Genomic DNA, 14,821 nt, shown 5'->3' with positions numbered 1-14,821 from the left:
GAAGAAGTCAAGAGGTGCTGACTATGGCATATTACTGGACTTGTCCTTTTTGCGGTGCGAATTTGGACCCTGGTGAACAGTGTGATTGTAAAAAACGTAAGCCTAAAACACATTGTTTCACTTGTGGTATGCCATTATTCCCTGAAAATGCATTGTACGATCAGGATCCGGCCTATGAGATAGACGGACATATACTCTGTGAAGATTGTGTAGATAAATATGTAAGGCGTAACTGCTTTAAGGTATTAAGGGGGTGAGAGGGTGGAAGAAGTCAAATTTGAAATTGTAGACCACATTTTCAGCTTACCTAGTTCCAGTACCTTCCATAAGGAACTGAACAAAATCAGCTGGAATAACCGTGATCCGGTATATGACTTAAGGGGCTGGAATGAAGACCGTACCAAAATGACTAAAGGCATTACTTTATCAGAAAAAGAACTTGAAGCATTCATATCAAAGATTAAGGAGGTATTTTAAGTGAGTATTACAGTAGAATTCAAAGATTTTGCAGAGATGATAGCTTTTGCAAAGCAGCTGCTGGGAACACCAGCATCAAAGCAAGAACCAAAGAAGAAAGAGGCTGCTCTTCCAAGCGAAACCGAAGCTAACATGATGAATTCACCGGAGAGCATTGATGAAGCGCCTTTTGAAGGTGGTACAGTCATGACTTACACCTTAGAAGAGGTAAGAGCAAAGCTCGCTGAACTTACCAGGTCAGGAAAAGCAAAGGAAGTAAAAGAACTGCTTAATTCATTTGGTGCTAAAAACTTAACTAGCCTGGATCCAAAACATTATGCTGCCGTGATGGAGAAAGCAGGTGCTCTGTAATGCCGGGTAAACATGCAATGTTGTCAGCCAGTGGTGCTCACCGTTGGATGACATGTACACCATCAGCAGTCTTGGAAGCACAATTTCCTGAAAACACATCAGAATATGCAGAAGAAGGTACATTTGCTCACGCACTTGCTGACTTAATTATCAACTATAATTTGCACAATCTCAAAAAGGCCGAGTTCTACGAGAAATTTGAAAAAATGAAGGAAAACCGGTATTTCTCCCAAGAACTTCTGGAATATGTTGAAAGCTTTGCTAATCAAATATTTGAATACACCAATGAAGCAAAGCTCCTTTGTAATGATGTGATAGTCCTGACTGAGCAACGACTAGATTTTTCTGCATATGTGCCTGAAGGGTTTGGTACTGGTGATGTGGTAATTATAGCAGACAAGGAGCTACATATTATAGACCTCAAATATGGCAAGGGGGTTGGTGTTGTAGCTGAAGGCAATCCCCAGATTCGGCTGTATGCTCTAGGAGCTCTGAATGAATATGGGATGCTATATAACATTGAACAAGTCCGGATGACAATCTGCCAACCAAGACTTGATATGGTAACATCAGAAACTTTGACAGTTGAGGAACTCTTAGAATGGGCTGAAACAGAGGTTAAACCAAAAGCTAAAATGGCTATGGCGGGTGAAGGCGAATTTGTTGTCGGTGATCACTGTAGATTTTGCCGAGCAAAAGCGACCTGCAGGGCTCGTGCAGAATATAATCTGGAACTTGCTAAATTTGAGTTTAAGAATCCTGAGCTTCTGGATGATGATGAAATCGGAGAAGTACTCGCAAAGGCCGAGCGGCTTTCTGACTGGGTTAAGGACATCACAGAATATGCTCTCCAGGAAGCGCTGAAAGGCAAGAAGTTTGACGGTTGGAAGTTGGTTGAGGGCCGAAGCAATAGAACATATGTGGATGAAATCAAAGTTGCTGAGACCCTCAAGGCAGCCGGTTATGATGAAGCAGTCATCTATGAGAAGAAGCTGTACGGTATCACAGCTATGGAGAAGATACTTGGAAAAAAGACTTTCGCAGAATTGCTTAAGGATTTAGTTATCAAACCACCGGGCAAACCTGTACTAGTGCCTGAAAGCGATAAACGGCCAGAGATTGGTACAGTTGATAGTGCAGTTAAAGATTTTGGGTAAACAACTTTGATGGTGGTTTATATCAATATTTAGAGTAAAGTGAGGCTGAATACAATGCCTAAAACAATAAGAATCAAACGCATACTTAGCCATGAAGAAGCACAGAAAGAAGCAAAAGAAACGTGTCCACATGGAATGTCATATTTTTTATTATCATGCCATCAATGTGACAAATATGATTATTGCAATTTACTTTGGGAATTTAAAGAAAGCGAGGTCAAACACGATGGGATTACAACCACATTGCATAGCAAAAAAAATGAGGTGATTAAAAACCACTACGAAAGTGAAATACCCAAGATTTTCAATAAATTTTAAAGGGAGGAATTAAGTATGAGTAATTCAACAAAGGTTATCACAGGTAAGGTAAGATTCAGTTATGTGAACATTTTCAATGCAAGAGCTTTTCAGCAGGGGCAGGATGCTAAGTATAGCATCTGTCTGTTGATTGACAAGAAGGACAAGACAACCTTAAGCAAGATTAAGGCTGCAATAGAAGCAGCTATTCAGGACGGTATTTCGTCAAAATGGGGAGGTAAGCGTCCTGCTAATCTTAAACTCCCCCTTCGTGATGGCGACGCTGAAAGAGCAGAGGAAGCACCAGAGTATGCAGGCTGCTATTTCTTAAACGCTAACAGCGTTCAAAAGCCAGGTGTTGTTGATAAGGACCTGAATGAAATCCTTGACGCAACAGAGGTATATTCTGGCTGTTATGGCAGGGCTAGCATTACTTTCTATCCGTTTAATAGCAACGGAAACAAAGGTGTTGCTGTTGGACTAAACAACGTGCAGAAACTTGAGGATGGAGAACCGCTTGGAGCGGCCAGAGCATCTGCAGAGGAGGATTTCGCAGACAGCCGTCCTGACCTTAACAACAGTGATAATGATATTGACTTTTTGGGTTGATGCTTATGAAAACGCTGGCGATAGACATTGAAACCTATAGCAGCGTGGATTTGACAGAAGCAGGGGTATACGCTTATTGCGATACCCCTGACTTTGAAATCCTGCTTATAGGCTACAAATTTGATGATGATACGGATGTAACAGTAATTGATACAGTAGGCATGGACCTGGATGACATTGAATTATTATATCCGGAATTTGTTAAAGCTTTATTAAGCCCAGATGTTATAAAAACTGCTTTTAATGCCAACTTTGAAAGAACCTGTCTTGGTAAGTATTTTGGCTATATGCCACCAGAACAATGGAGATGCACAGCTGTACACGCTGCTATGCTGGGACTGCCTAGGTCATTGGAAGACGTAGGCAACGCCTTAGGCCTACCGGAAGATAAGCAGAAAAATAAGATTGGCAAATCATTGATTGATTACTTTTGTAAGCCCTGTAAGCCCACTAAATCCAATGGTGGCAGGACTCGGAACTTGCCGCAGCACGACAGGGAAAAGTGGGACTTGTTTAAGGAATACAATAAGCAGGATGTTATTGCAGAACAAGCAATTCTGGACAAGTTAAAAATTTATCCTGTACCGGACTGGGAATGGGCTTTATGGTGCTTTGACCAGAGAATGAACGACAGAGGAATCTGTTTAGATATGGATTTTGTACAAGGAATCATCAAGCATGATGATAAAGTCCAAGCTGAACTTGCAGAGGAAGCCAAGGAGCTTACAGGTCTTAGTAATCCTAACAGTCCGGTGCAGCTAAAGGAATGGCTGACAAATAAACTTGGGCATAACGTTGATAGCCTGACGAAAGACAGCGTCAAAAAGCTCATAGATGATATCACAGATGAAACAGTAAAAAGAGTATTAGAAATTCGACAGGCCATGTCAAAGACTTCAACAGCTAAATACAAGGCCATGGAAAAAGCAGTTTGTAGTGATGGTCGACTAAGAGGAATCCTACAATTCTATGGTGCTAATCGAACAGGCAGATGGGCGGGAAGAATTGTCCAGGTCCATAACCTTCCACAAAATAAAATTCCGGATATAGAACTTGCACGACAACTTGTTGCAGACAAGGATTTTGAAACCGTAGAAATATTATTTGGAGAAACCCCATTTGTATTTTCCCAGCTTGTCAGGACAGCCTTTATTCCCTCTCCTGGATGTCGATTTGTAGTAAGTGACTTTTCCGCTATCGAAGCCAGAGTTATATCCTGGTTAGCAGACGAGGAATGGCGGCTTGAAGTATTTCGTACACATGGAAAGATATACGAAGCATCAGCCAGCCAAATGTTTAACGTACCAATTGATCGGATTACAAAAGGCAGTCCATTAAGGCAAAAGGGTAAGGTTGCAGAGCTCGCATTAGGATATCAGGGATCTGTAGGTGCATTGATAGCAATGGGTGCCCTGGATATGGGGATACCACAGGATGAACTACCAATGCTGGTTAATCAGTGGCGTGATGCCAATAAAAAGATTGTGAAGCTATGGTACACAGTAGAAGCAGCTGCTAAGACTGCTATACAGGAACACAGAACAGTGAAAATACAACATGGTTTGGAGTTTTCCTACATAAATAAAATCCTCTTTATAAAGCTGCCAAGCGGACGGAAACTTGCCTATTATTCCGCCAGAATAGAGCCCAACAGTAAAGGCATGGATCAGATTACATATGCTGGGATAGAACAAGACAGCAAGCGCTGGGGACGGCTTGAGACCTATGGCGGTAAACTTGTGGAAAACATAGTCCAGGCTATTGCAAGAGACTGTCTGGCAGAGGCCTTGTTACGGATAGAAAGAGCCGGTTACAACGTAGTTATGCATGTACATGATGAAATTATCTGTGATGTGCCTATAGAAGATAAAGAAGCTCCTGAAAAGATTAATGCAATAATGAGCCAGGAAATTGGCTGGGCTCCAGGGTTGCCACTTAAGGGAGATACTTTTGAGAGCCCATTCTACAGGAAAGATTAAGGAGGGGTAACAGTATGAAATATATCAAAATTCAGACTGAAGTAATGGAAGCTTTAGAGAAAAACAAACCGGTGTATCTGGCAACCTTAAAAGATGACAGTATTGCGTTAACACTTGATAATTACGTGATGTATAGAATACCGCAATGCAGATTTTATTTAAATCTTAATAAATCCAATACAAAAATAATTGATGCAGATAAATTATTTGGTTTTGAAATGGAGACTGCGTGGCAAACAGGCGAGCTTAAACGTATAGATGATAAAATAATTATAAAAATCGCTAATCAAAACGGCCATGCCTGGGTAAATGAAAAACTCCTTAAATATTTTGATAAAGATTGCAAATTTGAAATTGCACTTAATAAACCTGAACTAAGCCCAGTAAAAGTCATTGAAAATGGTGCATGTGCAGGAATTGTAATGCCTTATATACATAAAAACTAGGAGGCTTGCCATGAATAAAGTGGCTAATCTTGAAGAATACAAATTAAAACTGAAATATGATGGTCAGGTCTCAATAGCAGTTGGAAAAAACCGCTATGAGACCAACTGGAAAAATAAAAAAATCCTATGGTCCAGCCTTGTTGCTAAGCTTAAAAACCCGGTAATTACTCCTGAAACATACGCTGAGTACATGAAACTAGGTAAGGCTGAACAGGATAGGATTAAGGATGTCGGCGGCTTTGTTGGTGGAACTTTAACCAATGGTAAACGTAAAGCAGACAGTGTTGCCACCAGGCAGATATTGACACTGGATGCCGACTATGCGCCGGTGGACTTTTTTGACACGCTTGAGCTACTGGCTGATTATGCCTGCTGTGTATATAGTACTCACAAGCACAGCCCAGAAAATCCAAGGTACCGGCTGCTTATTCCTTTGGACCGGGAAGTCACTCCAGACGAGTATGAAGCCATTGCGAGAAAAGTAGCTGAGGAAATCGGCATTGACTACTTTGACGATACCACATATCAAGCTTCCAGGCTGATGTACTGGCCAAGTGTAAGTTCTGACGGCAATTATTATTACAACTATCTGGATAATCCATTTCTGTGTGCTGATAAGGTACTCGCAAGATATCCGGATTGGACAGATACAAGCTACTGGCCAGAGAGCTCAAGAGCTACAGGTATACGTAAAAAGCAGGCTGAAAAACAGGGAGACCCTTGCTTAAAGCCAGGACTTATAGGAGCTTTCTGCAGAACTTATACAGTACCTGAGGCAATAGAAAAGTTTATACCTGATGTATATATCAGATGTGCTAATCCTAACCGGTATACCTATGCCAAAGGTTCCACGGCTGCAGGCCTTGTTATCTATGATGATGAGAAATTTGCTTACAGTAATCATGCAACAGACCCGGCATCAGGTAAACTGTGTAATGCTTTTGACCTTGTCCGTATCCATAAGTTCGGAGAACTGGACGAAGATGCCGGACAGGAAACAGACACCGCTAAGCTGCCAAGCTACAAGGCCATGATGGAATTTATTCAGAATGACCCTGAAACAAAGCTGCAGCTTGGCCGAGAAAAGCTGGAGAGTGCTGCTGAAGAATTCGCGCAGGAACCGGCTAAGGACGACAGTTGGCTTGCGCAGCTGGAAGTTGATAAAAAAGGTAACATCATAAATTCCCTTAATAATCTCATTCTTATTCTTCGTAATGACCCAAACCTTAAAGGCATAGTTTTCAATCAGTTTTCCGACAGCTTAGAGATTAAAGGAGAAGTCCCCTGGAAGCATCCTAGCCGGTTCTGGCGTGACGCTGACGATGCACAGCTGGTATCCTATATTGATTTGACTTATGGCACTTTCTCTGCCCGGAATTATGAAATAGCAGTCACTAAGGTGGCAGATGACCGGTCTTATCATCCTGTCCGGGAATTCCTTCAAAATCTCCCGGAATGGGACGGTATTCCCAGGGTAGACACGTTGCTGATTGACTACCTGGGAGCTGAGGATAATGAATATGTCAGAGCCGTGACCAGGAAAACACTTGTGGCCGCAATAAGCCGGGTGATGCATCCTGGATGCAAATTTGACAATATGCTGGTACTCAATGGACCCCAGGGAATAGGAAAGAGTACCTTAATTGCAAAGCTTGGCCGGGAGTGGTTTTCAGACAGCTTGAACTTGTCTGACACCAAGGATAAGACTGCAGCTGAAAAACTCCAGGGGTACTGGATAATTGAAATTGGCGAGCTGGCAGGAATGAGAAAGACTGAGGTTGAAACCTTAAAAGGCTTTCTGAGTAAACAGAATGATATATATCGGGCAAGCTTCGGTCGGCGAGCTACACCGCATCTTAGGCAATGTATATTTGTCGGAACAACTAACGCAGAGGACGGATATTTGAGGGATACAACTGGTAACAGAAGATTTTGGCCTGTTAAAGTGACAGGCAACGGAATCCTGAGAGTATGGGATATGACGGAAGAAGAGATCCTGCAGATATGGGCCGAAGCACTGCATTATTATAAAGCCGGGGAATCCCTATACCTGGATGCAAAATTAACAGAGATGGCTGAAAAAGAACAAAAGTCAGCAATGGAAACGGACGAACGAGAAGGCATGATACGAGAATACCTGGATACACCGTTGCCTGAAAACTGGGAAGATATGAACCTGTATGAGCGTCGGAATTATCTGCATGGTGACGAGTTTGAACGGACAAAATACACCGGAACAGTTCAGCGGCAACGGGTATGTATAGCTGAAATCTGGTGTGAGTGTTTCAAAAAGGAAAGAGGGGACCTTAAACGTCAAGACTCTTACGAAATAGCTGCCATCATGGCACGAATTGAGGGATGGAAGAAGTCAGATAAAGCTATCAGATTTAAAATATACGGCGTGGCAAAAGGTTACGAAAGAGTGTAACCAGAAGTGTAACCAAAAATTATGTTGGTTACAAAATCAATGTTGGTTACAAAAAGTTAGCCGATCAAATGTAACCTGTAACCAAAATGTAACCATCTTGGTTACACTTGAAAGCCTTGAAAACACTGATAAAACTAAGATTTGTAACTATGTAACCAATTAATCTATATAAATTGAATTTATATAAAAATAAGTAACTAATTACACGCATACACACATACGCGCGCGTATAGGGGTTTTTAGGTAACTTAGTTACACGGGGAGGTCATACAAAAAATGCCAAAAAAGCACTTTGAGCCTGAAAATAAAATCGAAAAATGGCTTAATGAACAGGTTAGGAAACTTGGTGGTAAATCATATAAGTTCATAAGCCCCGGCAATCCAGGTGTGCCAGACCGGATATATCTTTTTCCTGGTGGCAAGGTGTATTTCGTGGAACTTAAGAGGATAATCGGCAAGCTATCCAATGTGCAGGTGTGGCAAAGAGAACAGTTTAGGCAAATGGGTGTGGACGTCAAAGTAATCTATGGCATGGACCAGGCAAAAGAATTTGTAAAGGAGCTTAAGCATGAAGTTTGTACCACACAATTACCAAGTATATGCAATCAATAAAATATTAGAGTTGCCTAAAGTCGGACTGATGATGGAAATGGGTTTAGGCAAAACGGTATGTGCACTGACAGCAATAGATCAGTTGATGTTTGATTTCTTTGAAATATCAAAGGTCCTGGTTATAGCCCCTAAGCGAGTGGCTGAGGACACCTGGAGCAGGGAAACTGAAAAATGGGATCATCTGAGACATTTGAAAATATCTAAAGTCTTGGGAAGTCAAAAGCAAAGGCTGGATGCCCTGAAAGAGAAGGCAGACATATACATCATTAACAGAGAGAATGTGAAGTGGCTTGTTGATTTATATGGACCTAAATGGCCGTTTGACATGGTGGTGATAGATGAGTTAAGCAGTTTTAAGTCAAACAAGTCTCAGAGGTTTAAGGCATTGAAGAAAGTAACGCCTTTAATGCAACGGGTAATAGGACTGACTGGAACTCCTACACCTAACGGATACTTGGATCTATGGCCGCAGATTTATCTGTTAGATAGAGGGGAGCGATTAGGTAAGACCTTTACAGGGTACCGGGAAAGGTATTTTACACCTGGACGTAGAAATGCATACACAGTCTTTACCTGGGACCTTAAGCCCGGAGCCGACAAGGTGATACAGCAAAAAATATCAGATATCTGTATCAGTATGAGGACGGAAGATTATCTGCAGCTACCTGAGAGGATCAATAACAATATCTACATCCGGATGGATGATAAGGCAAAATTACTGTACGAACAGCTGGAAAAGGAGCTAATCCTGCAAGTGGAAGATGAGCAGATAACAGCACTTACAGCTGCTGCTTTAACACAGAAATTATTACAGCTAGCAAATGGGGCTGTATACAACACAGACGGAAATGTAACGCATATTCATGACGGTAAGCTTGAAGCCCTGGAAGAAATCCTGGAGTTTAATCAGGAACCGGTATTAGTTTTCTATAATTTCAAACATGATTATCAGCGATTGGTGGACAGGTTTAAGGATTTAAAGCCCAGGACGCTGGAGACATCAAAGGATATAGCAGACTGGAATGACGGGAAAATCAGATTGTTGTTGGCACATCCGGCAAGTGCAGGGCATGGACTTAATATCCAGGCTGGCGGTCATATCATAGTTTGGTTTGGGCTTACCTGGAGTTTGGAGTTGTATCAGCAAGCAAATGCAAGGTTATATCGGCAAGGACAAACAAAGAATGTCATAATTCATCATTTAATAACTGAGGGGACAGTAGATGAGGATGTACTTAAAGCCTTGGAACGTAAAGATTTAGGACAAGAGGAACTAATGAATGCTATTAAAGCAAGGATAAGGAGGTATAAAAATGATGGGATTAATTGATAAAGCAATAAACAGGGCGAATGAATTAAAAGATACGGCTGATACAATTAGCAGACTTAATGAAATTATTACAAAGTCTGAAAATGGAGAAGTCGTAGTTTATAAAAGTGGATCGGGTATTATTCATCTTAATGAACTTAGCAAAGAGAGTAAACAGAAATTACTTGATACTGTTAGGACCGCATTAATTAATACCAGGAATGAGAAAGTAGCAAAGCTTGAAGAATTGATGGGTCTTATAAAATCTGAGCCAGTTGTTATTGCGAAAAACTGTATAACCGGTGAAGAGATAATTAAAACGGATTCTCCGGAAAGAAAGAGTCGCAGTCGGTACCCGGAAAACATGACAGTTGAAACAGTAACAAGAATGTATGTTGCTGAAGGTAAGAACCGGAGAGAAATTGCAGATTACTTTGGCGTAAAAGAAAGCACCGTAAACAACTTTCTTTATTTACACGGTATAAGACGTAATAAAAGGGAAAAGAAACCTGATGAAAAGGAGTGTCCCTGAAGAATATGAGACTTGTGCTGTATGTGGCAAGAAAATTTATTTTTCACTACATATGAACCGCAGTGAGTATGTATATAAGCGGATTGTAAGAGGCAAGACAACATATTACTGTAGCTGGTCACATTTCAGGATGAAATAACGAGAGGAGTAAATATATGTGTAATGCAATTTACTTCAAACAGCCATTTAGGCGGTTATTAATAAAAATATGCAGGCTTTTACCTGAAAAAATGAAGAAATGCAACGGATGAAAGGTAGGGTGGAGTAATGCAGAAATTTGAGCAATTTGAAATTATGAACTTTGAGATATGTCCTGTATGTGGTAAACGGGTATATTTTATGATTGGCAGTTATAATAGAACCGATTATGTATATAAACGCAGAATTAAAGGCAAAACCCTGTATTACTGCGGATGGAACTATTTTAACCAAGGACGGTGATTAGGTGACTGATAAAGAATTGAGTCAATACCGAAGTTTAATTGGTGAGATTGAAGAACTTCAGGATCGGATAAATAAGCTTTATGACAAAGAACTTTCCACAAGTCATAGCACAGTTCGAGGATCCTCAAAGTATTTCCCTTACGCAGAGTTTCGTATGGGAGTATGGATTAATGATCCGAAGGAGTTGGCGGCCAGAGATAAATTGATTGTCATGTACAAGGAAAGGCTTAATAGGGCAAGGGAAGAAGCATTAAGAATTGAGCAGTTCATAAGTAGCATAAAGGACAGCGAGTTAAGACAGATATTTCAATATCGTTATATTGACGGAAAAAAATTATGGGAAATTGCTGAAATAATGAATATGGATCGCAGTAGCGTTGGTAAGAAAATTCGTAATTATCTTAACTTTCCCCCAATTCCCCAAAATTCAGTTATATAATTATGGTGGAAGGTTATAAGTATATGACCTCCTTAAATGCGGCTGCCAGGTGTCAAAGCTTGGTGGCTGATTATCCCCCATAACCCCCATATACATCCCTTTAAAAGGCATCCGGTTAGCTGCGGCCGGGTGCCTTTTAGTATTGAAGAATAATGTAATACGATGTATAATTATGGTAAAAAATATATGGAGGGGTATTATGTCAGATGAGCAAATTAAAGATATTGTTGTAACCTTGATTCAAAATGGATATCTAACTGATAAAAAAGATTGCGAGTTTATAGCGAAAGACATAGCACATTTTATTAGGGTTTTAAAAGCCGAGCTGAGAGATGATGACAATTCGTATGAGCCACGTGCATTCTTTAATTAAATTGTTGATTATATTTTGAGAATAGCAAAAAGCACCTGCTTCGGTAGGTGCTTTTACTATTTACAAAACAAACACAATAGGCAGGTGAGGTGATGATGAATGAAGTAAGAGCACCTGATAAAGAACAGATTAAAAGAGAATACCTTAAAGGTGTGAAACCTAAAGAATTATCAGAAAAATATAATATTAGCATAAACACAATTAAGTCTTGGATCAAAAGATACGGCTGGTCCAAGTTAAATAATAAAGAGGGCGCACCCGTAAAGAAAAAAGGTGCACCCTTTAATAATAAAAATGCAGTAGGCAATAAAGGCGGTGCGGCTCCTATAGGAAATAAGAATGCGGAGAAGCATGGCTTTTTTGCTAAGTGGCTTCCGGAAGAGACGTTCGAGATATTTCAGGAGATACAGCAGAAGGATCCGCTAGATATCCTCTGGGATAATATAATGCTGCAGTTCACTGCTATAGTCAGAGCCCAGAAGATTATGTTTGTTAAGGACCAGCAGGACAAAACCGTTGAGAAGATTGAAGAAAAAGACGGTAATGTTATCGGAGAGCGCTGGGAAGTGCAACAGGCTTGGGATAAGCATGCTAACTTCCTGCAGGCACAAAGCCGGGCAATGAAAACACTTGAAAGTATGATCCGGCAATATGATGAGCTTCTACATAAGAATTGGGATATGGCTACTGAGGAACAAAAACAACGAATTGAAAAATTGAAAGCAGAAACTATGAAATTGCAGCCGGCGGACAACTCTGAAGGAGTTAAGTATAACGGGATCCCTTCAACAATGATTGCTCCGGTATTTGCTCCAGTAGCATTTGACATAGCCAACAGAGAACATCTGGAATATGTTTTCCCTGGTGGCCGTGGTTCTACAAAATCCTCATTCATCAGCTTACAAATAATTGACTTGCTGATGAAGAATGAAGATATACATGCAGTCATAGCCAGACAAGTGGCTGATACACTCAGGACATCTGTATATGCTCAAATGCAATGGGCTATAGAAGCGTTAGGTTTGGAAGATGAGTATTATTGTACTGTAAGTCCGTTAGAAATTACTCGCAAGAGTACAGGCCAGAAGATATATTTCCGTGGCGCTGATGATCCAGGAAAAATTAAATCCATTAAGGTACCATTTGGATATATTGGCGTGCTTTGGTTTGAAGAATTAGATCAATTTGAAGGAGAAGAAGCTGTCAGAAAGATAGAACAATCTGTTATTCGTGGCGGTGAGAAAGCTTGGATATTTAAGTCTTTCAACCCTCCCAAAAGTGCAAACAACTGGGCTAATAAATATATTAAGATACCAAAGGCCACAAGACTGGTGACACATAGCACTTATCTGGATGTACCTAAACAATGGCTTGGTAAACCATTCCTGGATGAAGCAGAGTTCCTGAAAGAGGTCAATCCTACGGCCTATGAAAATGAATACATGGGTGTTGCTAATGGTACAGGCGGAAATATATTCGATAATGTTACTATAAGAGAAATTACAGACGCAGAAATTAAAGAGTTTGACCGAATATATAATGGCGTTGACTGGGGCTGGTACCCTGACCCGTATCATTTCAGCCGTATGCATTATGATTCGGCAAGGCATAAATTGTATATCTTCATGGAATATAGATGCTGGAAACAATCCAACCAAGAGACAGCAAATAAACTTAGGGAATTAGGTATAACTGAAAATGACTTAATCACCTGCGACAGTGCTGAGCAAAAATCAGTAAGCGATTATAAAGCATACGGATTATTAGCAAGAGGGGCCGAAAAAGGCCCCGGAAGCGTTGATTATTCCATGAAGTGGTTGCAATCATTAAGTGAAATCATTATAGATAACAGAAGATGCCCTTATACAGCAGAAGAATTTTTAAATTATGAATACGAGAGAGACAAAGAAGGTAATATCATAAGCGGTTATCCTGATAAAAATAATCATGCTATAGACGCAGTTAGATATGCCATGAATCCGGTATGGAAACGGAGGGGGCAGTAATGTTTGAACGCATCGTTAAATTTGTAAAGGATGTGGTAAGGCGTATGTTTCCTGTTAAAACCATAAAGCAAGTTTTTGATATAGACCCGGCAATCTCAGAAGAAATGATAGAACGAATTGAACTTTGGGAGAAGATGTATAAAGGCGAAGCTCCTTGGGTAAACGATATAGTTCACTCATTGAGGTTAGAACAGGGGATAGTCAAAGAATTTGCCAATGTTGCCTTAAATGAAATGACAAGCAAGGTTACGGTTGAGAAGTTGGACAAGATATATCAATCTGCTATCCGGAATTTAAATGAGGATTTGCAAAGCGGACTAGCCCTTGGATCATTTATTATTAAGCCATTAGGTGGAGATAAGGTCGAATGTGTCACGCAAGGCAATTACATCCCATTGGAATTTAACAGTCAGGGCAGATTAACAAAAGTTATTTTTGTTGAGACAAAACAGATTGCCAAAGATGATATTTATAGGCGTTTTGAATATCACGCCGTAGACAAAAATGGGCTTACAATTATAAATAAGGCTTATCATTCAAAAAACATCAATTCCCTCGGTGTGGAGGTAAGCCTGACAGAAGTAAGTGACTGGGCTAATCTTATCCCAGAAGTTACATATCTATTCTTTAAACCTGATTTTGGGTACTATCGCAACCCGATTAAGAATACCATTGATGGGTCATATAACGGCGTGTCAATTTTTGATGCCGCCAAAGACTTAATTAAAAAGGCTGACATACAATTTGCAAGGTTAGACTGGGAATTTGAATCAGGTGAACGTGCGGTACACGTAGACGCCACAGCAATGAAACTTAATAAGAATACAGGTGATTGGAAATTACCCAAGCTCAACAAAAGATTATATCGTGCTGTTGACGTAGAAATGGGAAACGGCAAAGAGCTGTTCGAGGTATTCTCACCTGAATTTAGGGAACAGTCCATAATCAAAGGCCTAGAAGAATACAAGAGGAACATAGAATTTGCCGTCGGCCTTGCGTACGGAGATTTATCCAATCCGGCATACGTGGAAAAGACAGCCACAGAAGTAAAGGCAGCAAAGAAACGCAAATATAACACGGTTACAGCCATACAGAGCAACCTGAAAGATTGCTTATCTGATTTGGTTGACGCACTGGCATTTTATAACGGACTTACAACAAGCGGTTATGAATTTATATGTGACTTTAAGGATAGCATTCTCACGGACGAAGAAACCGAACGTCAGCAAGACCGGCAGGATGTTGCTATGGGTGTTATGCCTCATTGGGAATACCGCATGAAGTGGTATGGAGAAGATGAGGAAACCGCAAAGAGCAGATTACCGGAACAAGCTGATATTATTCCATAGGCGGTGATATCTC

General features: G+C 40.5%; 17 protein-coding genes. All 17 read left to right on the top strand.

The window, feature by feature from the left end:
* The first annotated feature begins 23 nt into the window (after nucleotides 1-23).
* Nucleotides 24-257, top strand: a complete 234-nt coding sequence (locus tag HHT355_RS08690) for a hypothetical protein (protein WP_103203052.1) — start codon at nucleotides 24-26, stop codon at nucleotides 255-257.
* A gap of 4 nt (nucleotides 258-261) precedes the next feature.
* Entirely contained in the window at nucleotides 262-477 is a 216-nt protein-coding gene (locus tag HHT355_RS08685; RefSeq protein ID WP_103203051.1) for a YdbC family protein, read from the top strand.
* Nucleotides 478-828 carry a hypothetical protein gene (locus HHT355_RS08680; RefSeq protein WP_103203050.1) on the top strand — a complete coding sequence of 117 codons (351 nt, stop codon included), beginning with the start codon at nucleotides 478-480 and terminating at the stop codon, nucleotides 826-828.
* Nucleotides 828-1,985 (top strand): DUF2800 domain-containing protein, encoded by a 1,158-nt coding sequence (locus HHT355_RS08675; protein WP_103203049.1) that lies wholly within the window; start codon nucleotides 828-830, stop codon nucleotides 1,983-1,985. The genes HHT355_RS08680 and HHT355_RS08675 overlap by 1 nt, the downstream gene beginning before the upstream one ends.
* Nucleotides 1,986-2,039: 54 nt before the next feature.
* Entirely contained in the window at nucleotides 2,040-2,303 is a 264-nt protein-coding gene (locus tag HHT355_RS08670) for a hypothetical protein (RefSeq protein WP_103203048.1), read from the top strand.
* 15 nt (nucleotides 2,304-2,318) lie between these two features.
* Nucleotides 2,319-2,891, top strand: a complete 573-nt coding sequence (locus HHT355_RS08665) for a DUF2815 family protein (protein WP_103203047.1) — start codon at nucleotides 2,319-2,321, stop codon at nucleotides 2,889-2,891.
* Between the two features lie 5 nt (nucleotides 2,892-2,896).
* The gene (locus HHT355_RS08660) at nucleotides 2,897-4,870 is read left to right on the top strand and encodes a DNA polymerase (RefSeq protein ID WP_103203046.1); all 1,974 of its coding nucleotides are present in this window, start codon (nucleotides 2,897-2,899) and stop codon (nucleotides 4,868-4,870) included.
* A 14-nt stretch (nucleotides 4,871-4,884) separates the two neighbouring features.
* Nucleotides 4,885-5,316: a hypothetical protein gene (locus tag HHT355_RS08655; protein WP_103203045.1), complete on the top strand. Its 432-nt coding sequence runs from the start codon at nucleotides 4,885-4,887 to the stop codon at nucleotides 5,314-5,316.
* A 10-nt stretch (nucleotides 5,317-5,326) separates the two neighbouring features.
* Nucleotides 5,327-7,744, top strand: a complete 2,418-nt coding sequence (locus tag HHT355_RS08650) for a virulence-associated E family protein (protein WP_103203044.1) — start codon at nucleotides 5,327-5,329, stop codon at nucleotides 7,742-7,744.
* A 276-nt stretch (nucleotides 7,745-8,020) separates the two neighbouring features.
* Nucleotides 8,021-8,356, top strand: coding sequence for a PDDEXK family nuclease (locus HHT355_RS08645; RefSeq protein WP_103203043.1), 336 nt, complete (start codon nucleotides 8,021-8,023; stop codon nucleotides 8,354-8,356).
* Entirely contained in the window at nucleotides 8,313-9,686 is a 1,374-nt protein-coding gene (locus HHT355_RS08640; protein ID WP_103203042.1) for an SNF2-related protein, read from the top strand. Before HHT355_RS08645 ends, HHT355_RS08640 begins: the two co-directional genes overlap by 44 nt.
* Nucleotides 9,670-10,197 carry a hypothetical protein gene (locus tag HHT355_RS08635; RefSeq protein ID WP_103203041.1) on the top strand — a complete coding sequence of 176 codons (528 nt, stop codon included), beginning with the start codon at nucleotides 9,670-9,672 and terminating at the stop codon, nucleotides 10,195-10,197. The genes HHT355_RS08640 and HHT355_RS08635 overlap by 17 nt, the downstream gene beginning before the upstream one ends.
* 267 nt (nucleotides 10,198-10,464) lie before the next feature.
* Nucleotides 10,465-10,638 (top strand): hypothetical protein, encoded by a 174-nt coding sequence (locus HHT355_RS13645; RefSeq protein ID WP_158245939.1) that lies wholly within the window; start codon nucleotides 10,465-10,467, stop codon nucleotides 10,636-10,638.
* Between the two features lie 4 nt (nucleotides 10,639-10,642).
* Nucleotides 10,643-11,080 (top strand): DUF1492 domain-containing protein, encoded by a 438-nt coding sequence (locus tag HHT355_RS08630; RefSeq protein ID WP_103203040.1) that lies wholly within the window; start codon nucleotides 10,643-10,645, stop codon nucleotides 11,078-11,080.
* Between the two features lie 199 nt (nucleotides 11,081-11,279).
* Nucleotides 11,280-11,453: a hypothetical protein gene (locus HHT355_RS13740; protein ID WP_170124943.1), complete on the top strand. Its 174-nt coding sequence runs from the start codon at nucleotides 11,280-11,282 to the stop codon at nucleotides 11,451-11,453.
* A 95-nt stretch (nucleotides 11,454-11,548) separates the two neighbouring features.
* Nucleotides 11,549-13,459: a phage terminase small subunit gene (terS, locus tag HHT355_RS08625; protein ID WP_158245938.1), complete on the top strand. Its 1,911-nt coding sequence runs from the start codon at nucleotides 11,549-11,551 to the stop codon at nucleotides 13,457-13,459.
* The gene (locus tag HHT355_RS08620; RefSeq protein ID WP_103203039.1) at nucleotides 13,459-14,808 is read left to right on the top strand and encodes a phage capsid protein; all 1,350 of its coding nucleotides are present in this window, start codon (nucleotides 13,459-13,461) and stop codon (nucleotides 14,806-14,808) included. The genes terS and HHT355_RS08620 overlap by 1 nt, the downstream gene beginning before the upstream one ends.
* The last annotated feature ends 13 nt before the right edge of the window (nucleotides 14,809-14,821 follow it).

It is taken from the genome of Herbinix hemicellulosilytica (assembly GCF_002904165.1).
GTDB lineage: Bacteria > Bacillota > Clostridia > Lachnospirales > Lachnospiraceae > Mobilitalea > Mobilitalea hemicellulosilytica.
Note: the sequence above shows the minus strand (reverse complement) of the source record. Positions and strands in the feature narration are given on the sequence as shown.